Below are 18,378 nucleotides of genomic sequence, written 5' to 3' on the forward strand. Positions count from 1 at the left end.
ATGCTTCACGGCTACGGATCGAGCATTCTCGATGGCGCCTGGCTGACTATTAATCTGGCCCTGACGTCCATGGCGCTGGCCATTACCCTAGGGCTGATCGGCGCAGCCTTTCGTTTGTCGCCGCTCAAATGGCTGGCAATCCTGGGCGAAGGTTACACAACCCTGATTCGCGGCATTCCTGACCTGGTGTTGATCCTGCTGATCTTCTATGGCGGCCAGGATCTGGTGAACCGCATTGCCCTTGTGCTTGGTTACACACGCTATATCGATATCAATCCCTTTATCGCGGGCGTCTGCACCATGGGCTTCATTTTTGGTGCCTATCTCTCGGAAACCTTTCGCGGTGCCTTTATGGCGATCCCTAAAGGTCAGGGCGAGGCAGGCACGGCTTACGGCATGAGTGGCGCGCAAGTGTTCTGGCGGATTCTGGTGCCGCAGATGATTCGTTTCGCCATTCCGGGGTTCACCAACAATTGGCTGGTGCTGACCAAGTCCACTGCGCTGATCTCGGTAATCGGCTTGCAGGACATGATGTTCAAGGCCAAGAACGCAGCGGATGCGACCCATGAACCGTTTACCTTTTTCCTCGCGGTTGCGGCGCTTTATCTGATGCTGACCAGCCTGTCATTGCTGGTGCTGCGCTGTCTGGAAAAACACTACTCGGCCGGCATCAAAGCCGCCGATCTGTGATTGGGAGCGAACATGATTTTCGACTACAACGTGATCTGGGACAGCCTGCCGCTGTATTTCAATGGCGCCTTGCTGACCCTGAGAGTTCTGCTGATTTCCCTGGCCTTTGGCCTGGCGCTGGCCGTTCCTTTGGCGCTGATGCGGGTGTCCCGATCACCACTGATCAACTTCCCGGCGTGGCTGTACACCTACGTTATTCGCGGCACACCGATGCTGGTGCAATTGTTCCTGATCTATTACGGGTTGGCACAGTTTGAAGCGGTACGCCAAAGCGCGCTCTGGCCTTACCTGTCCAGCGCGACGTTTTGTGCCTGCCTGGCCTTTGCGATCAATACCAGTGCCTACAGCGCGGAACTCCTCGCCGGCAGCTTGAAGTCCACGGCCCCCGGCGAGATCGAAGCGGCCAAGGCCATGGGCATGTCACGCATCACCCTGTACCGGCGAATTCTTCTGCCATCGGCCTTGCGCCGGGCGTTGCCGCAATACAGCAACGAAGTGCTGATGATGCTGCAAACCACCAGCCTGGCGTCCATCGTCACCCTGGTCGACATCACCGGGGCCGCGCGTACGGTCAGTGCGCGGTTCTATCTGCCGTTCGAGGCGTTCATCACTGCCGGACTCATCTACCTGGCCCTGACCTTCATCCTGGTTCGTCTGTTCAAGTTGGCCGAGCGCCGCTGGCTGGCGTACCTGGCACCGCGCAAGCACTAAGGAATTTTATGAAGCACATTCAATACCTCTTGCCGTGGAGTGCCTCGGGCACTGAACGACACCTGTCGCTGTTTCGTTTTGGCAGCGGACCGCGCAAGGCCTATATCCAGGCCTCGCTGCATGCTGACGAGTTGCCGGGGATGCGCGTCGCCGTTGAACTCAAACGCCGCCTGCGCGAACTTGAAGAGCAAGGCCGCCTGACCGGGGTAATCGAACTGGTACCGATGGCCAATCCGATTGGCATCGCGCAGATGTTCCAGGCCACCCATCAGGGCCGCTTCGAGTTCTCCAGCGGGAAGAACTTCAATCGCGACTTTCCGGAGCTGACCGACGCCGTGGCGCTGCTGCTGAAAGATCAACTGAGCGAGGATGCCAGCGCCAACATCGCACTCATCCGCAGTGCAATGACCAATGCCCTCGCAGACATGCCTGCACCCATCTCTGAACTCGATGGCCTGCGCCGCTTGCTGTTGCAGCATGCCTGCGATGCCGACGTGGTACTGGATCTGCACTGCGACTTCGAGTCGATCATGCTGCTTTACGCCCTGCCACAAAACTGGCCACGCTTGCGTTCATTGGCCGCACGCCTGGGCGCTGGCGCAGCCCTGTTGGCCGAGAATGCAGGCGGCAATGCCTTCGACGAAGCCTGCGCGATCCCCTGGTTATACCTGGCTGAACGCTTCCCTAAAGCCAATATCCCGCTGGCGTGCGTGGCCACCACCGTCGAATTGCGCGGCATGGCCGACACCGAGCGCGAGCAATGCGTTGACAGCGCTGACGGCATTCTCGGATTTCTAGCCGAACAGGGGCTGATCAGCGGCGACTGGCCCGCCGCTCCGCCGACCTGCTGTGAAGCAACACCGTTCTCCGGTGCGCAGTACGCCTATGCGCCCCACCCGGGTGTGGTGAGTTTTCTGCAAGCGTTGGGTGCCCGGGTCAAGGTTGGCGACCCACTGTTCGAAGTGCTTGATCCGCTGACCGATCGCCATAGCGTGGTGCTGGCCAGCACCGATGGGATCCTCTATGCCCGCGAACGCCTGCGCTTTGCCCAGCCCGGATTGTGGCTGGCCAAGGTCGCCGGCAGCACCCCTATTCGCCAGGGTCGCTTACTCAGCGACTGATTCAAGAGAGTGGAAACCATGTACAAACTTGAAGTTCAGGATCTACACAAACGCTACGGGACTCACGAAGTGCTCAAGGGCGTGTCCCTGGAGGCGAAAGCGGGTGATGTGATCAGCATCATTGGCTCCAGTGGCTCGGGCAAAAGCACTTTCCTGCGTTGCATCAACCTGCTGGAGCAACCCAACGCGGGCAAAATCCTGCTTAACGGCGAACAATTGAAACTGGTGACCAACACGTCAGGCGGGCTCAAAGCCGCCGAGCCCAAGCAGTTACAACGCATGCGTTCGCGGCTGGCGATGGTGTTCCAGCACTTCAACCTCTGGTCGCACATGAGCGCCCTCGAAAACGTCATGGAAGCCCCCGTGCATGTCCTGGGCATGGACAAAAAACACGCGAGGGAAAAGGCCGAGCACTATCTGAACAAGGTGGGCGTGGCGCACCGTATGGACGCCTACCCAGCGCACATGTCGGGTGGCGAGCAGCAGCGCGTGGCCATTGCCCGCGCGTTGGCCATGGAACCAGAAGTGATGCTCTTCGATGAGCCCACTTCAGCACTCGACCCTGAACTGGTCGGCGAGGTGCTTAAAGTGATGCAGGACCTCGCTCTGGAAGGACGCACCATGGTGGTAGTGACCCATGAAATGGGTTTCGCTCGCGAGGTATCGAACCAACTGGTGTTCCTCCACAAGGGCCTGGTCGAAGAACGCGGCAACCCGCGCGAAGTGCTGGTCAAGCCACAGTCCGAGCGCCTGCAGCAGTTCCTTGCCGGCAGTTTGAAATAACCCGGTACGCCGACCTACCGACCGTTGGCTTGGCACCGCACGCCGACGGTTGGCTTCGGATACACTTCAGCCAACCTTATGCCAGGGCACCAGGCACAGTCCCTTCTAACCCTCAGGAAATGTTGAGCCGGATATGCCGACCCCATCGAAAAACACGACTGTCTATGCCGCGCCGGTGATGCGCAAACTGGCGGAAATCGTTGCCGATTTACAGCCGTCACTGCGCAAGGTGGCGGACTTTATCCTGCGTCACCCGCTGAAAGCCGCCACCCTGACCATCGAAGAACTGGCACACGAAACGTCCACGTCACCCGCCGCAGTCAATCGCCTGGCCAAGGCCCTGAATCTAGGGGGTTACACCGGCATGAAGGCCGAACTGGTGGCCACCTTGCAGCAAATGGTGTCCCCGGTCGACAAACTGCGCAATGAACTGGTGCACCGTACCGGTGGCGCGTTTGGCCTGCATGAGCAAATCCAGAGTGCTACCAGTAACCTTGGCACCACCGGCACCAACAACCACGCAGACACGTTTGAAGCGTTTGTCACCTGCCTGGCCAAGGCGCGCAAAATCTACATCCTGGGATTCGGCAACAGCGTCTACATGGCAGGCCTGGCAGCATCGACCCTGATGCCCTTCTGCGCCGACGCCACCGCCATCAGCATGGAGGGCGGCAACGAAAACGCTGCTTACCGTCTGGCCGCGATCACCGATCAGGATGTGCTGTTGGCGATCTCGCTCCCGCGCTATTCGCTCGACACCCTGCAGCTCTCACGCTTTGCTCATGAGCGTGGCGCTACAGTGCTGGCGATCACCGACTCACCCGCCTCGCCCCTGACTAATATTGCCCAGCACGTGCTATTTGCCCCCGCCGACCACCCGGTATTAACCAGCTCCAACATCGCCGTGCTCGCACTGATCGAAGGCTTGGTGGCGGGAGTCATGGCGCGCAATAAAGAAGCCGTGAAGCTGGCGACCGAACTGACCGAAAGCGTGATGGCTTACCTGCATATGCCCACCAGCAGTAAATCACCCAAAAAGTGATGACGCGTTGCCGTAACCGAGTCATAAGCGCCCGAACCGCTGCCTGTACTCCAAGGGCGTCAGCGTCGTCAGCTCCTTGAACATGCGCCGCATGTTCGAATCGCTGCTGAATCCCAACTCAGCGCAAATGGTGCTGACCGACGATGAGGTCAGAATCAGACGTTCGCTGGCCTGATTCAATTTGATACGCCGCGCATAGGTTGCAATCGGAATCCCGGTTTGGCCCATTACCTTGCGCGCAAGGGTGCGTTGAGCAATGCCGAGTCGCTCAGCCAAGCGTTGCACCGTAATCTCTTCCGCTGGCAATTCCTCGACCAGCCCATGCAATTTGCGCAACAACACAGAGGACTGCTCAATCGGGCTCATGGTGTGAAAGATGCTGTGGGTCTGCACGGGCCGTGGGAGCACCATTAACTTGATCAGTTGATGCAGCGCGTCCGGGCCGACATACCGTTCTACCAATGCCTGGGCGATGGGCTGGTGGCCATTCACTCCCGATGCCGTGGCGGTACGTTCGTTAACAATGCAGTTCTGCTCCGTCTGCCACTTCACCTTTTTATAGCGCTGGGCCATTGTCTCTGCCAGCCACCAGGTCACGGTTGCAGACTGCCCGTTGAGGCAACCGCTCGCAGCCAACAGACTGACGCCACTGCAATAGCTCCAGAGCATCAACCTATTGGCACGTATCGCCAACGCCGATATCAGGGCCCCGTTTTCGCCAATCATCGCCTCTACCTGCGCTGCCGATTCAGCCCAGAAACCGGGTACCAGAATCGCGTCCAGCTGAGCATGCTCAAGCGTTTCGTTCACGTGCAATGAGACGCCATGAGCGCACTCGACCATCCCTGCCTGCAACGCGACAAAGCGAGTTTCAAAAAGCGGGCGACCCACTTGCCGGTTGGCCGCGTTCAGCAAGTCTGCAAATGCAAACAACCCTGCTGGCATGCAGCGCGGAAATAGCAGCAAGCCAATTCGATGTAGTTTGGTCATGGCATAAAATGAACTGATTATGTCTGAATGCGCCATTCTCCGCCGTTGAGCGTGCAGACACAATCAAGCCTCTTCCAAGAGGCCACGCCATGCAAATCCATCAACTTCGTAACGCGACAATCATCGTGGAATTCGGACCCACTCGAATACTGATCGACCCTATGCTCGCCCCGAAAAATGGACTGCCTCCCTTGCGTCTGTCCGGCGCAAGGCAACGCAACCCCATTGTCGAGTTGCCGAAATCGGCAGAACAAGCACTCGGATCAGTCACGCATTGTTTGATCACCCATTGCCAGAAAGGCCACTTCGACCATCTCGACCGGGCAGCGGAAAAATGGTTACGCGAGACCCGAATCCCGGTGATCTGCACACCCCACGATGCCGGCTATCTGACCAATCGCGGATTGAACGTCCACTCGTTGCCGAAACATCATGAGCAGCCGAATTCATTTTTCGGCGGCCAGATCCGAACCGTCCGTTGCACCCATGGACGTGGGCTGGTCGGCAAACTGATGGAACATGGTGTGGGGTATTTGATTGAAGTCCCGGGCGAACCCAGTCTGTACCTCAGCGGAGATACGTTATTAACGTCCACTGTCAGGGAGTTCGTGGCGCGGCATCAGCCGCAGATTTGCGTCATTCCTGCCGGCGGCGCCCGATTCGATCTGGGAGGCGACATCATCATGGGCATCGACGAAGCCATTGAGTTCACCCGGCTCGCGCCGGGCCTGGTCATCGCCAACCATCTGCAAGCGCTTAGCCATTGCCCTGTGACCCGCTTGGCGCTGGCCGATGCAGCACAACAAGCGGGTATTGAGTCACGCCTGCGCATTCCCGCAGATGGCGAGCGATTGAACTTCACGCTTGCCGACTGTGAGACGGATCAGTATTCCGCCAACAATTTAGCGCAATGAAACGCACCCGGCGCCTTATGATGCATGTCTTGAAACCCACGCAGAAACGTCATGAACGACAACGCCCCGAGCTTTATCCAACCCACCTTGGTGGGTAAGACAGTCGAGCTCCTGCCCCTTCAGCAGGAACATGCATCGGGGCTGCTAAACGCTGCGGCAGATGGTCAATTGTGGAACATGAAGGTGACGGTCATACCGGGACCAAAGACCGTCGACACGTACATCGCCAACGCATTGGAAGGACGGCGGGCCGGGACGGTGATGCCTTTTGTGATTGTCAGACGGGATACCGGGGTGCTCGTTGGCAGCACGCGCTTCTGGAGAATCGACCACGCGAACAGAAAGATGGAAATTGGCCACACATGGTTGAGTGAGTCGGCCCAGAGGTCGGGGGCTAATACTGAAGCCAAGTACCTTCTTTTGGCCTACGCATTCGAGGTCATGAAGTGTGTTCGCGTGCAGTTCACCACCGACGAACTTAACGAGAAATCGAGAGCAGCCATTCTGCGCATTGGCGCACAACAAGAAGGCATTGTTCGTCACGAACGAATCATGCCGGATGGACGCAAACGCAACTCCGTACGGTTCAGCATCATCGACGATGAGTGGCCAGACGTGAAGGCGATGCTGCTGCAGAAGATCGCACGGTAAAGCGTGCGTTGGTTACACGCTATGATTAGCGCTTCTTCGCCCGCTCGTACACGGCACTACGCTCTCGCTTGCCCACTGCTACAACAGACACGACGACTCGCTCATCAATTACTTGGTAAACCAGCCTGTAGCCTGAAGCTTTCAACTTGATCTTGTAACAATCGGGCATTCCATACAGTGAATCTGCCTGCACCCGAGGCAGCACCATACGCTCAGCCAACTTCTTCTTGAATTGCTCGCGCAGGGTATGCCCAAGCTTGTCCCACTCCTTACGCGCGGACGGCAAGAACTCAAGCTTATAGGTCATCCAGGCTTACCGGCTCAGGGGTCTCATGGCTACGAGCACGAACCAGCTCTGCTAAATCCATATCATCCAGACGCTCCATCATTGCCTCAAACACGTCTGCCGGCACCATGTATCCCATAACCCGGTTGTGATTCAGCACCGCAACCGGACCACCATGGGCTCCACTCATTACTGCAGAAGGGTTTTTCTTCAATTCGGACACACTGACGGCCATATCGGCCAATATGCTCTGCATCATTAAGACTCCTATTTAGGTCTTAATTCTGGTCTTTTACTTACGAAGCGGCAACCCTGCCCTGCATGATTTTTAGGGGTTCATTGATGGTGGATTGGAGCTACTGACGCCGGAGGCCACGGTTATAAAGGCCTTCAGAAGCCAACAGCTTTCCATGTACCAGTTTCGTACCAACGCTACTGGTTACACGGCCTGAAACCGATATCAGACCCTTTGCACGGGACCAGGATATTGAGCGACCAAAGCATCGATGGTTAACAACGTAATGCCCTCGACGGTGGCCTGAGCCACAAGGATGCGATCAAAGGGGTCTTTGTGGATGGGTGGCAGACTGTCGATGGCGACAGCGTGTTCACTGCCAATTGGCAGTTCGCTGTAGCCGTTGTCCAGCAACCCACGGCGTAATACGCGGGCATCCACCTTGAAATCCGAACGCCCCAAACCGCGCTTGATGGCAATCTCCCAAAGACTGGCGGCACTGAAAAACAGTTCGTTCTCAGGTGCGCTGATCAAAGCACTGGCCGTATCAGACAAACGACCAGGATCACCTGCAGCCCACAGCAGCAGGTGCGTATCTAGCAGTAGCTTCATGCTTCGCCACCAAACATGTGCTCGATTTCATCGCTGCCCATCTGGTCAAAGTCATCGGGTACGGTGATCTGACCCACCATGAAGCCCAAGCGTTTTATCTGGCCGGGCTCGGGCGACGTTAACGCCATAACCTTGACCAACGGCTTGCCCGCTTTCGCAATGATAAACGGTTCACCTTTGACGGCCTGATCTATCAGACGCGATAAATGTGTCTTGGCTTCGTGAATGTTGATGGTGAGCATGATGACGCCAAAGTAAACTAAGTCCGGTTAGTTTGGTTCAAAAAATAAAAACCGGCAAGCGTCCGCTTGAACGCTCAATCCCACAACTGCACCGACTCAACCACCGGCTCCGCGATGTAGGGAAAGGTTCCAGCGGCACTTCCCCCGGCTAGCTGAAATAGCGTGGCAAAATATGATCCCGCGTCAGCGGCGCTAACACCAAGCCCGCATGGCCGTGTCGATTGATCCACACCACCTCTTCAATTTCCGCGGCGGGTTCAACGGTGGCTCTTGTTAAAACCCGGAAAAGCTCACAACGCACTTCGAAGCCAGGCTCGTTAGCTGCGGGTGCGCTGAACCGGCCCAAAAAATCAGCGTGTTGAGGATCAAGTATCACGCCCAGCTCTTCTTGCAACTCTCTCGCTAAAGCGTCAGCAGGCGTTTCATGAGGTTCGATCTTACCGCCCGGCTGCATGAAAGCCACAGTTCCGCGCTTACGTACCAATAGCGTACGACCCTGTGCGTCGAGCAGCAGAGCGGCCGCAATATAAATTATCCTGGACATGTCAGAGCATCGTTTGGCTGGGATAGCGGCTTAGGATCTCAGGCGATGGCTAACCTTGCAATGCAACAGGTATCGCCTGACAAGACGACATCAATTGACCGTAACGTCATCGCTTTACGCCGCCGCAGACTCATCTCGATATGCTTCGGCACACGGGCTGCTCAAATTTCTTCAAATCGATCAGCAGTTATGACGAGTTGGAGCTACTGACGCCGGAGGCCACGGTTTTAAAGGCCTTCAGAGGCAGACAGCTTTCCATGTACCAGTTTCGTACCAGTGTTATTTGCTCGACACCTTCACATTTCTGTTCGAGCAGATGATGGTCATGTTGATACCGAGTTTTGCGATGCCATGACGCGCCATCCTATCAGCCTGGACTGCACGACTCATCCCGAGCACCAGTCAAAAGCACCGAGGGAATCCAACTATTTCGCGGAGCGGCTGGCCCTGTTCGCCTCCAACAGCCGGAGTCTGATGTCAAGCAAATTGTGATATGGTTGCCACTCATAAAGGAGCTTTATCGTGATCAAGCCAGTGGTTATCTCAAATCTCAGCCAGCCTAAAAAAGGCCGTCTTTGGGTGCGCGATGACAACGGGCGCATCAAGGCCTTGTCATCGCAGGCTGGTGATGTTGTTGAGCGCAGCGCCTCGAAAGCGTTGGCTGGCGGCTGGCTGACCCATACTTTTGTGATGAAAAAGCCTCGGGCTGCACGTGCTCCACAACTCTCAAATCTTGAGCGTGAGCTCCGTGAGCTGAAGCTGGTTGTTGAAGCCTTGGCAATTCGCTCTGTCGTCCACGACCATGAAACTCAGATTGTTGATTTCGAGGGTATGACCCTGCTCGATGCCAACACTGCTTATCAGTTGCTCGATAATCCTGGCGAGCCAAACGAGGCGCTCAGCGCGATTCTGGCACTTCGATAAGGCCCAGCTTGAATGGATTTCATCACTGTAGGCTACGACAAGTCGATAAATCGCTCTGCGTTCGATTGCGAGAAGCATCAGGCCCTCAACACTTACATTGCCCAGCACGCGAGCCAGGATGAAAAGAGAAACGTCTCCAGGACGTTTCTCTTTCTGGAAGATGGCGTGCTCTGTGGCTATTACACGCTCGCAAACAGCGCTGTCGCACTGACAGAACTCAGCGACGAAATCGCAAAAAAGATGCCACGGTACCCGATGCCTGCAGTGCTTTTGAGCCGTCTAGCTGTTGATAAGGGCATGCAAGGCAATGGGCTTGGCAAAAGGCTTATGGCAGACTTCTTCCGACGTGTGCACGCAATATCAAAGCATTCTGGGGTGGCCTTCATGGTCGTCGACGCAAAAGATCGGGATGCGGCAGACTTCTATGAGAAGAAGCTTGGCTTTACCCCTTCCCCACTCAATCCGCTCCGCTTGGTAATGCCAACGGCGAAGATTTTTCCGGCCCTGTTACTACAGGAAAGGGTGAATGCCTAGGCTAGGGCTCGCTGCGAGATTTCATCCCGCATGACCACCCGTTTTCGTTCGCACCGACCAGCCAGTCGCACGTTGGCGCTATCAGCGTTTGCATCCGGCATATACCAGTGTCCACCGAAGAAATGATTGTAAGCGCACCATGAACCCCACATTCCAAGCCGCCAGTGTCGGGCATCGAAATCATGCCGCGTATTATACCAACTATGCGACAAATCGCGGCGTCAAAACTTGATGAGGAAGGTTGCGCCACAGGTCAAAACCGTCGAGCAACCAGTTCAGTTCCTGAACGGTCAGCACGATAGCCTCGTCCGTGATATCGGGCGATGTTTTGAAGCGTTCAGACTCCAGGCGCTTAAGCCAAAGGCAAAAGCCGTTGCGCTCCCAATAGAGGATTTTCACTCGATTACGGTAGCGATTCAGAAAGACGAAAAGCACCGGGTCGAATACGGCGACTTTGATATCCAGCTCGACCAGGGCGGCCAGGCCGTCGATGGACTTTCGAAAGTCTACCGGCTTGGGGTAGAGATACACTTTTTCAACTTTGGCGTCGGGACGCATCATGACGGTGCTGGCGCCAGAGAGAGATCGGAAGCACAGCATCGGCGATCAGAGTGCGGCTTTGAATGTGGGGTTTATGGCGCGGTTACGAAAGCCCCGTCATCCACTGCGATGAAACCCGCGTGCAAGTCCTGAAAGAGCCGGATCGAGACCCGACCAGTCAGTCCTGGATGTGGGTACAGGCCAGTGGGCCGCCGGATCGAAAAGTGGTGTTGTTTGACTACACGACCAGCCGTGCGCAGGAGGTGCCTTTATGACTACATTGACAGACAGAGAAATAAAGCGGCACAAGAGCAGAATAAATTAATGGGTAGAAATCAATAACCCACACCAAGGAGAAGTACCTACTCGAATACTTCTCCTTGAATCAGCTATTCTGCATTCATTGCGATTTCCGCACGCAAATTATTTGCAGTAATAAATCCTCGCAGCCGAACCACAATCACAACTAATGTGATCAGCAAACATGCACCACGCAGAGATAACCCACCCCAGACCCAGTAATCGGACAACCCCCACCCTTGTATAGAAACCATTTCACCTATCGCACCTACAACGAATGAAAATATCAACAAAAAAACCACCAAAATGACATTAACAACAACCTCTCTCTTTAAGTCGGTCAGTGTACTTATCACAACGACGTAAGCTTTTGGTTTTTGGAGTTTCAGTTTTTTTGGCACATCCTTAATAACGCCCTCTACATAATTAAAAAACGCAAATGACAGCGCTCCAAACAACGCACTCAAGGGAAGAGCCACTGTATTAACACTATTAAATAATGGACTAATAACCCCATCCGTCATCCACAACGACAGAAACGAAATCCCGAAGGAAACAACAAAAACCAAAAACAGGCGAAACATACTAACGCCCCAGTGAAGTCCCTATGGCAGAATACACATCAGCGACCATTCGAGCATCGCTATCAGAACGCCCAGGGGCAGGTTGTCCAGTTTCAAGCTCTAACTGCCGCTCATTCATCACAACCTCATCTGAAGGAACATCCAAGTCGATTGTAACTACAGCAGAAAAGCTTTTATGCGTCTTTTTACCACCATGATCCCCCTCCGTTGTTACGCTCCACTTCCCTTCGCCCTCCTCAATATAGTCTACGTAATCAGCAATGGGCGCCTTAGGAATTTTGAGATCTCCATACTCATTGGTCAACGTAATCTTGACCTCATCCTGCTCAAAAAGCTCTTTCATTGCCTTAAGAGCATCGCGAGCTTTAACGTTAGTTTCTAGAATATTAGGCGATATAAGATCCAACTCCACCTTATATATTTTCCTATGATTCTTTACTACATTCCAAAACTCCCCCTTTATCGTCTTCGGCTCAATAAACAGCAAATGATTATATTCATCCAATACAGGCTCCCTCAACCCCGCCTGAATGGCATTTGCGATTTGCTCCTCAGTACCAAATCGCCAATCCCGCTGTACAAAAATATATTGCCCCACAAGATCAATAATTGTAATTATGGGAATCCAGTCGTCAGCATCATGAGAAATAATATCCCCCGGTATCTTCTCGCCCATCTGAGCGACGTGAAATTTTGCTGTTTTCCCTACTAAAAATCTCTCACTTGGAAACTCATTTTCATTAGTTGGCTCAGCAAACGAAAAACCTACGAAACTATAACGTACGCCGTTTCTAAAAAACTCGCGATCATCCAAAACAGCTGGGACGACTACTGCCCCTTTAGGAATTGGCAGTGGTTTCGGAACAAGAGCCCCTTGTTTATTTTCAATCAATGAATATCGCAATACCAAAAACGGCTTAAATCCCTTCACTAACACGCTCCCTCAAAAATCTCAAAAATATATAGCAGATAAGACGCTAGGAACGCACCTCCTTTTCGAGATGATATCAATATGCAACTGCCGACAATTCAGCTCGCCATTCAAAGTCCACGATCACGGCGAATGTGTACACCTTACCAGCCTAAGAAACCTTGCCCACCCACTGCAACTCTTTGCAGCAATCACCACGTCCCCGTAGATGGGTTTAGCGTCGTAGCGAATTCCAGTCTCGATACCCCGAAACGCTCGAAACCCTCGGGATATCCCAATCCATCTCGAACAACCGACTCACCCCATCATGACGCAGATCATGAAAATGCCGATCCTCAATCCCCTTGAACAGGCATCCTCGGGTAAAGGACGCTGAGACCTGGCGTCATAGGGGAAAATCTCCTTGGCGTCGTATGGAGGATTGCCCAGGCTTCGTCAGGAAGATGGCATCAGACATTATTGCCAATCTTCTGCCCCGGGCTCTTCATATCCCGGACCAATACCGCCTGCAGCGCTACACCCAGATCCTCCCAATGAATCCGCTTGATTTCCTCCAGTTGGCGGGTGGAGAAAATCGCAAAGGCGATCACTTTCGGCATATGGATCGAGTCTGGTCTGCGCTCCTGCATCTCAAAGAAATGCTCCATCAGTTTGTCCAGCTCATCCAGCGCAAGACGGCGATTACACTCCCTGCTCTTGCTGACCATACCCAGCTTGCGCAGCACTCTCCAAGTATCCGGCATAGCCAAAAGATCGACCTCATAGCCCCAGGTCGGCCGAGCCACGGACAACACAGCACCCAAGTGCGACAGATCATTGCCGACTGTCTGCGCCTGCACACCACCGCCCTCCTCACTCATGCGTCATTGAGCGAACTCAACAAGGTTTTGACTGGAGAGCGATGAGTCATCCTCTGCACCCAACCAGGTCTCACCAATAGCCATGAGTGTGGCTCGCTTGGTCTTGCCCAGTGGACGCAGCTTTTCGTATTCGCCAGGTACTGCTCAATTATTTGTTTGATCGTGACGCCCTTGCGGTTCGCCCGCTCAATTGCACCTAACTGCGCCAGCTCGGTCTCACGTCGCTTGATCCAGCCCTGGGCGACCTGCTTCCGGTCGAAGGTTTGGCTTTCCTGATAAACTGTCTTCCCGTCCCGATTGATCCGTATCTGCGCCGTGTAGGCCGTCGAGTGGTCCTTGCGCTTACGTGATGTGATCGTGCCCATTTCCAGTTGCTACATCGCTTATTTCGCTTGCTACATTGTAGTAACCGACTTCGAAAACAAGGAAAAATGGGTAAAAACCGCTGTATAAAAGATTAGTACCAATGAATTTCGAAAAACCTGAAGCCCCAGTAAACGCGAGCCATTCCAGCTCTGAGCCATCCCACCGCTTCAGCGTGGCGCCGATGATGGATTGGACCGATCATCATTGCCGTTTTTTCCTACGGCTTTTGTCGAAAAACGCCCTGCTCTACACGGAGATGGTCACGACCGGCGCGCTTCTTAATGGGGATCACGCTCGTTTCCTGCAGCATGATGAAGCAGAGCATCCGCTGGCGCTTCAATTGGGCGGCAGTGTTCCTGTTGACTTGGCGGCGTGTGCACGTATGGCTGAAGCCGCAGGCTATGACGAGGTCAATCTGAATGTGGGCTGTCCGAGTGATCGGGTGCAGAACAATTTGATTGGTGCGGTGTTGATGGCGCATCCGGGGTTGGTGGCGGATTGTGTCAAGGCGATGCTGGATGCGGTGTCGATCCCGGTGACGGTGAAGCATCGGATCGGGATCAATGGCCGGGACAGTTACGCAGAGCTGTGTGATTTTGTCGGGCAGGTGCATGAAGCGGGGTGCACTAGTTTTACGGTGCACGCACGGATTGCGATTCTTGAGGGGTTGTCACCCAAGGAGAACCGCGATATTCCGCCCCTGCGGTATGACGTAGCAGCGCAGTTGAAGACGGATTTTCCTGATCTGGAGATCATCCTCAATGGCGGGATCAAGACGCTTGAGCAGTGCAGTGAGCACTTGCAGGTGTTTGACGGGGTGATGTTGGGGCGCGAGGCTTATCACAACCCGTATATGTTGGCCGAGGTCGATCAGCAGCTGTTTGCCAGCACTGCGCCTGTCATTTCCAGGGCAGAGTCGCTGGCGGCGTTGCGGCCTTATATAGCGGCGCATATTGCCAGCGGCGGTTCGATGCATCACATCACTCGGCATGTACTGGGACTCGGCACGGGCTTTCCAGGCGCACGGCGCTTTCGGCAATTGCTGTCGGTCGATATCCATAAGGCAAAAGACCCCTTGGCGCTGCTGGATCAGGCCGCGCAGTTGCTGGAAGGTCGCTAGTTATCGCGTCGTTTGGGGAACAACCTGTGCCGATCAGGCTCAAATGATTCTGCATCGCTTATCGGTCTCTTGAGGCAACGATAAGGATGCACCCTTGAGTGGCTGGCAGCGCTCGGGTAATGTCTTCTAACCGCACAGGACAGAGCACGCTCATGACTTCCAAGCTGGATCAACTCAAACAAATGACCACTGTGGTCGCTGATACTGGCGATTTCGATGCCATCGCCCGCCTCAAGCCAGTGGACGCGACGACAAACCCTTCCTTGCTGCTAAAAGCCGCTTCCAGCGCGAACAATGCCGAACTGCTCGCGGGTGCTTTCAGCGGTAGCAAAAATGATATCGGGCTTGCTTGCGACCGATTCGCCGTCGCCATCGGGCAGAAGATTCTCAACGTGGTGCCTGGCCGCGTGTCCACTGAAGTGGATTCCCGGCTGTCATTCGACACTGATGCCATGATCAAACGCGCCGAGCGATTGGTCGGCCTTTACGATGATGCCGGCATTGGCCGCGACCGGATTTTGATCAAGCTGGCGTCGACCTGGGAAGGCATTCGTGCCGCCGAGAAGCTCGAGCGTGATGGCATCCAGACCAACCTCACGCTATTGTTCTCGTTCGCTCAGGCGGTTGCCTGTGCCGAGGCTGGCGTGTTCTTGATTTCGCCGTTCGTAGGGCGGATTTACGACTGGTACAAAAAGTCGGCCGGCCATGACTTTGTCGGTGCTGATGACCCAGGCGTGCAGTCGGTTACCCGGATCTACAACTACTACAAGTCCAATGACTACAAAACCGTGGTTATGGGCGCGAGCTTCCGCAATCTCAGCCAGATCGAGCTGCTGGCTGGCTGTGATCGCTTGACCATCAGCCCGGACTTGCTGGAGCAGCTGTCGAAGGACAACGGCACGCTGGAGCGCAAACTGGCGCCAGGCAGTGCCGGGGAAAAACGTCAGAGCTTGAGCGAAAACCAGTTCCGCTGGGCGTCGAACGAAGACGCGATGGCCACCGAGAAGCTGGCCGAAGGTATTCGTCAGTTTGCTCGCGACCAGGAAAAACTCGAAGCATTGCTTGCCGCCAAGGCCTGAATGCGTCAAAGGGCGGCACCTTCACAGGTCCGCCCTTTTTAATTACCGCGCAGCTATCGTCTCAGCAGTGCCGCTATCAGTGCCGCTCGAGGGCATTGACCAGGTCATGAAACGCTTCGCGATTCGAGTCGTTCAACCCCATCAAAATTTTGTGCGCCTCCAACACTTTGGCCTTCACCACGTCTTCGGACTGATCCTGCGATGGCAAGTCGGTCAGGCACTCAGGGCATGGGATCGGTCGATCCACAATGTTGAACACCTGATCAAAGCCCATCGACTGCAACAACCGAGTGATGTCTTCGTGGGTCGTGACAACCGTCGGCAATAGCCCTACTTTTTGACGCGACAAAATGGACAGTTTGGCCAACAAACCAAGCGTCGTGCTGTCAATGCTACGGGTTTCGGTCAAATCGATCACGATTGCCGAAAAGTTCCGCGCAGTGAAGATGCGTTCAATAGTTGCATCCAAAGCCGAACACAGCGTCAGGCGCACTTCACCCACGAACTTAAGAACAAAAGTGCCTGCTTGCTCGGCGAACTGGATTCTACCGGTACTCATTCAATATTCCTGCTCAACACCAACAAGGCGATATCATCCGGCATTTCCCCTAGCGTGGCCAATCCAAAAACTTGACGCAGACCATCCAGGCTGCCGCCTGCCGTTTTTACCATTTGAGGTAAGACGGCCTCTTTCTCTTTGAGTGTATCACCTGGCAAAAGGTCCAAAATCCCGTCAGAAAGTAAAGTCAGGCTGAAGGTCTCAGGCAAGTCTAATACGTGATCCTGATAGGTCGCCTCATTGAACAGTCCGACCGGTAGACCGCGGCCTTCCAGGTAGTGGACATCAGTGGGCGTGTACAAGATCGGCAACGGTAAATGGCCGCCGATGCTGTAGGTCAATTTTCCGGTTTCTTCGTCGATGACACCGCCCACCATGGTCACATGCTTGCCCAGGTTGCAGTTGATCAGCCCACGGTTGATATGACCCAGCACTTCCGACGGTTTGAACTCCGGCAATGTGCCGTTACGCTTGAACTCGAACAACAAGCGTGTGGTCATGAATTTCAGCAACACCGTGACAAAGGCTGACGAAGCACCATGCCCGGACACGTCGGCGAGATAAAACGCCACACGGCGCTCATCGACCCGAAAGTAATCCACGAAATCGCCAGACAGGTACAACGACGGGATGATCTCATGGGCAAACTGGAAGTGGTCGACCACCCATGGATTGACCGGCAGCATGTTCATCTGTACCTGGCGACCCGCGTTCTGGTCTTCCTGGAGCAAATGCAGGCTGGCTTCGAGTTCGCGATTGGCGGTTTCGAGCTTCTGGCGATAACGCTGGTTTTCCAGCAGCAGTCGCGCACGATCCAGAGCTCGACGCACCGAGTGCTCGAGCACCGCGAGGTCTTCCAGAGGCTTGACCAGATAATCGGCTGCGCCCAAACGCAACGCCTCGACGGCATCACTCATGACCCCTGCCCCGGAAACGACGATCACCGGTGTTTCAGGTGAAAGGTTGGTTACCTGGCGGATCAGCTCGAGGCCGCCCACCTGAGGCATGCGCAGGTCGCAGATCACAAGGTCGGGCTTTTTTTGCTCGAAGAGCTGAAGACCCTGCAAGCCATTGCTCGCTTGCAGGACGCTGAAGCCACTGTCTTCCAAATAGGCGGCGATGCTCGCTCGCACTACTTCGTCGTCGTCGATTATCAGCAACGTGGCACTGGTTTTCTGCATGTGGGCAAACGGCGCCAGAGTAGGTTGGCGTAGGCGGCTCGGTTTTTACCGGACTCGCGTACTGGATTCGCTTCTAGCCTCTCTAAAACAGCAACGACACTTTTGGTCGCGCACATCACCGTTCAGAGGTGCCCTTCAAGGCGCAGACGGTACTCCCATCCGCCGGGCGTTTCAAGCTCACGCAGACGGTCACTGGATGTCTTTACATCGCAAATCACCGGGAGTTATAAGAACAGGTAAATCAGCAACGAAATCGAAGGACATGTCATGAGCCAAAATGATCGGAACTACGCGGAAAAAAGAGATTACATCCGCATGCGTGTGGATGCCGACGTGACCCTGTTATATGCCGGCCAAGTCATCCCGGCAGTCTGCGTGGACCTGTCAAGCTCGGGCATGCAGGTGGCAGCGCCGCGCTCGTTCAAGATCGGAGACAAGCTGAGCGTGCGCATCGATTCCGACCACACGGCACTCAAAGGACTGGAGGCCGAAACCGAGGTGGTGTGGTTGACCGATCAGGATGAAGGGGGTCAGAAACTGGGCCTGACTATTCTCTCCATGAATTGAAACGATTTCTTT

23 protein-coding genes and 2 pseudogenes are annotated in these 18,378 nt (G+C 54.8%); 13 read left to right on the top strand and 12 right to left on the bottom strand.

The window, feature by feature from the left end:
- The 5 genes from AC1ME2_RS03925 to AC1ME2_RS03945 all read left to right on the top strand — a co-directional run bounded on the left by AC1ME2_RS03925 (nt 1) and on the right by AC1ME2_RS03945 (nt 4,347).
- Nucleotides 1-690 carry an ABC transporter permease gene (locus tag AC1ME2_RS03925; protein WP_480439443.1) on the top strand — a complete coding sequence of 230 codons (690 nt, stop codon included), beginning with the start codon at nt 1-3 and terminating at the stop codon, nt 688-690.
- 12 nt (nt 691-702) lie between these two features.
- Entirely contained in the window at nt 703-1,401 is a 699-nt protein-coding gene (locus AC1ME2_RS03930; RefSeq protein ID WP_480439444.1) for an ABC transporter permease, read from the top strand.
- Between the two features lie 8 nt (nt 1,402-1,409).
- Nucleotides 1,410-2,522, top strand: coding sequence for a succinylglutamate desuccinylase/aspartoacylase family protein (locus tag AC1ME2_RS03935; protein WP_480439446.1), 1,113 nt, complete (start codon nt 1,410-1,412; stop codon nt 2,520-2,522).
- Between the two features lie 18 nt (nt 2,523-2,540).
- Entirely contained in the window at nt 2,541-3,305 is a 765-nt protein-coding gene (locus tag AC1ME2_RS03940) for an ABC transporter ATP-binding protein (RefSeq protein ID WP_480439448.1), read from the top strand.
- Nucleotides 3,306-3,438: 133 nt separating this feature from the next.
- On the top strand, nt 3,439-4,347 hold the full coding sequence (locus tag AC1ME2_RS03945; RefSeq protein ID WP_480439450.1) for a MurR/RpiR family transcriptional regulator: 909 nt from the start codon (nt 3,439-3,441) through the stop codon (nt 4,345-4,347).
- A gap of 21 nt (nt 4,348-4,368) precedes the next feature.
- Here AC1ME2_RS03945 and AC1ME2_RS03950 read toward each other — a convergent pair whose 3' ends face one another.
- Complete coding sequence (locus tag AC1ME2_RS03950) at nt 4,369-5,337, bottom strand: GlxA family transcriptional regulator (protein WP_480439451.1); 969 nt, start codon at nt 5,335-5,337, stop codon at nt 4,369-4,371.
- An 89-nt stretch (nt 5,338-5,426) separates the two neighbouring features.
- Here AC1ME2_RS03950 and AC1ME2_RS03955 point away from each other — a divergent pair, with 89 nt between their 5' ends.
- Nucleotides 5,427-6,251 (top strand): MBL fold metallo-hydrolase, encoded by an 825-nt coding sequence (locus AC1ME2_RS03955; protein WP_480439452.1) that lies wholly within the window; start codon nt 5,427-5,429, stop codon nt 6,249-6,251.
- 51 nt (nt 6,252-6,302) lie between these two features.
- Nucleotides 6,303-6,902, top strand: a complete 600-nt coding sequence (locus tag AC1ME2_RS03960; protein WP_480439454.1) for a GNAT family N-acetyltransferase — start codon at nt 6,303-6,305, stop codon at nt 6,900-6,902.
- A 25-nt stretch (nt 6,903-6,927) separates the two neighbouring features.
- Here the strand turns inward: AC1ME2_RS03960 and AC1ME2_RS03965 are convergent, their stop codons facing one another.
- The 5 genes from AC1ME2_RS03965 to AC1ME2_RS03985 all read right to left on the bottom strand — a co-directional run bounded on the left by AC1ME2_RS03965 (nt 6,928) and on the right by AC1ME2_RS03985 (nt 8,821).
- Nucleotides 6,928-7,209, bottom strand: a complete 282-nt coding sequence (locus AC1ME2_RS03965; protein ID WP_480439456.1) for a type II toxin-antitoxin system RelE family toxin — start codon at nt 7,207-7,209, stop codon at nt 6,928-6,930.
- Nucleotides 7,199-7,444 (bottom strand): type II toxin-antitoxin system Phd/YefM family antitoxin, encoded by a 246-nt coding sequence (locus AC1ME2_RS03970; protein WP_480441987.1) that lies wholly within the window; start codon nt 7,442-7,444, stop codon nt 7,199-7,201. Before AC1ME2_RS03970 ends, AC1ME2_RS03965 begins: the two co-directional genes overlap by 11 nt.
- Nucleotides 7,445-7,648: 204 nt before the next feature.
- The gene (locus AC1ME2_RS03975) at nt 7,649-8,035 is read right to left on the bottom strand and encodes a type II toxin-antitoxin system VapC family toxin (RefSeq protein WP_480439457.1); all 387 of its coding nucleotides are present in this window, start codon (nt 8,033-8,035) and stop codon (nt 7,649-7,651) included.
- A complete protein-coding gene (locus tag AC1ME2_RS03980) occupies nt 8,032-8,277 on the bottom strand; it encodes a type II toxin-antitoxin system Phd/YefM family antitoxin (RefSeq protein WP_480439459.1) in 246 nt (81 codons plus the stop codon). Before AC1ME2_RS03980 ends, AC1ME2_RS03975 begins: the two co-directional genes overlap by 4 nt.
- Nucleotides 8,278-8,425: 148 nt before the next feature.
- Entirely contained in the window at nt 8,426-8,821 is a 396-nt protein-coding gene (locus AC1ME2_RS03985) for an NUDIX hydrolase (protein WP_480439461.1), read from the bottom strand.
- Nucleotides 8,822-9,343: 522 nt separating this feature from the next.
- Between AC1ME2_RS03985 and AC1ME2_RS03990 the strand changes: the two genes are divergently transcribed.
- Complete coding sequence (locus tag AC1ME2_RS03990) at nt 9,344-9,745, top strand: hypothetical protein (protein WP_480439462.1); 402 nt, start codon at nt 9,344-9,346, stop codon at nt 9,743-9,745.
- A 12-nt stretch (nt 9,746-9,757) separates the two neighbouring features.
- A complete protein-coding gene (locus AC1ME2_RS03995) occupies nt 9,758-10,279 on the top strand; it encodes a GNAT family N-acetyltransferase (RefSeq protein WP_480439463.1) in 522 nt (173 codons plus the stop codon).
- A gap of 201 nt (nt 10,280-10,480) precedes the next feature.
- Here the strand turns inward: AC1ME2_RS03995 and tnpB are convergent, their stop codons facing one another.
- Nucleotides 10,481-10,840: an IS66 family insertion sequence element accessory protein TnpB gene (gene tnpB, locus AC1ME2_RS04000; protein WP_480439464.1), complete on the bottom strand. Its 360-nt coding sequence runs from the start codon at nt 10,838-10,840 to the stop codon at nt 10,481-10,483.
- An 86-nt stretch (nt 10,841-10,926) separates the two neighbouring features.
- On the opposite strand from tnpB, the pseudogene AC1ME2_RS04005 reads away from it, so the two are divergent.
- A pseudogene (locus AC1ME2_RS04005) lies at nt 10,927-11,091 on the top strand (IS66 family transposase); the annotation flags it as partial.
- Between the two features lie 117 nt (nt 11,092-11,208).
- Here the strand turns inward: AC1ME2_RS04005 and AC1ME2_RS04010 are convergent.
- The 3 genes and pseudogenes from AC1ME2_RS04010 to AC1ME2_RS04020 all read right to left on the bottom strand — a co-directional run.
- Entirely contained in the window at nt 11,209-11,703 is a 495-nt protein-coding gene (locus AC1ME2_RS04010; RefSeq protein ID WP_480439465.1) for a hypothetical protein, read from the bottom strand.
- 1 nt (nt 11,704) lies between these two features.
- Nucleotides 11,705-12,634 (bottom strand): hypothetical protein, encoded by a 930-nt coding sequence (locus tag AC1ME2_RS04015; protein ID WP_480439466.1) that lies wholly within the window; start codon nt 12,632-12,634, stop codon nt 11,705-11,707.
- A 217-nt stretch (nt 12,635-12,851) separates the two neighbouring features.
- Nucleotides 12,852-13,859: pseudogene (locus tag AC1ME2_RS04020) on the bottom strand (site-specific integrase); the annotation flags it as partial.
- A 101-nt stretch (nt 13,860-13,960) separates the two neighbouring features.
- Between AC1ME2_RS04020 and dusA the strand changes: the two are divergent.
- Complete coding sequence (dusA, locus tag AC1ME2_RS04025) at nt 13,961-14,980, top strand: tRNA dihydrouridine(20/20a) synthase DusA (protein WP_480439468.1); 1,020 nt, start codon at nt 13,961-13,963, stop codon at nt 14,978-14,980.
- Nucleotides 14,981-15,132: 152 nt separating this feature from the next.
- Nucleotides 15,133-16,059 (top strand): transaldolase, encoded by a 927-nt coding sequence (tal, locus tag AC1ME2_RS04030; protein ID WP_480439469.1) that lies wholly within the window; start codon nt 15,133-15,135, stop codon nt 16,057-16,059.
- A gap of 76 nt (nt 16,060-16,135) precedes the next feature.
- Here the strand turns inward: tal and rssC are convergent, their stop codons facing one another.
- Together rssC and rssB are read right to left on the bottom strand one after the other, a co-directional pair.
- Nucleotides 16,136-16,618 (bottom strand): anti-sigma factor antagonist RssC, encoded by a 483-nt coding sequence (gene rssC, locus AC1ME2_RS04035; protein ID WP_480439471.1) that lies wholly within the window; start codon nt 16,616-16,618, stop codon nt 16,136-16,138.
- The gene (rssB, locus tag AC1ME2_RS04040; RefSeq protein ID WP_480439472.1) at nt 16,615-17,799 is read right to left on the bottom strand and encodes a two-component system response regulator RssB; all 1,185 of its coding nucleotides are present in this window, start codon (nt 17,797-17,799) and stop codon (nt 16,615-16,617) included. The genes rssC and rssB overlap by 4 nt, the downstream gene beginning before the upstream one ends.
- A gap of 267 nt (nt 17,800-18,066) precedes the next feature.
- Here rssB and AC1ME2_RS04045 point away from each other — a divergent pair, with 267 nt between their 5' ends.
- Nucleotides 18,067-18,366 (top strand): PilZ domain-containing protein, encoded by a 300-nt coding sequence (locus AC1ME2_RS04045; protein WP_480439473.1) that lies wholly within the window; start codon nt 18,067-18,069, stop codon nt 18,364-18,366.
- The last annotated feature ends 12 nt before the right edge of the window (nt 18,367-18,378 follow it).

It is taken from the genome of Pseudomonas sp. ASL9, assembly GCF_056680335.1.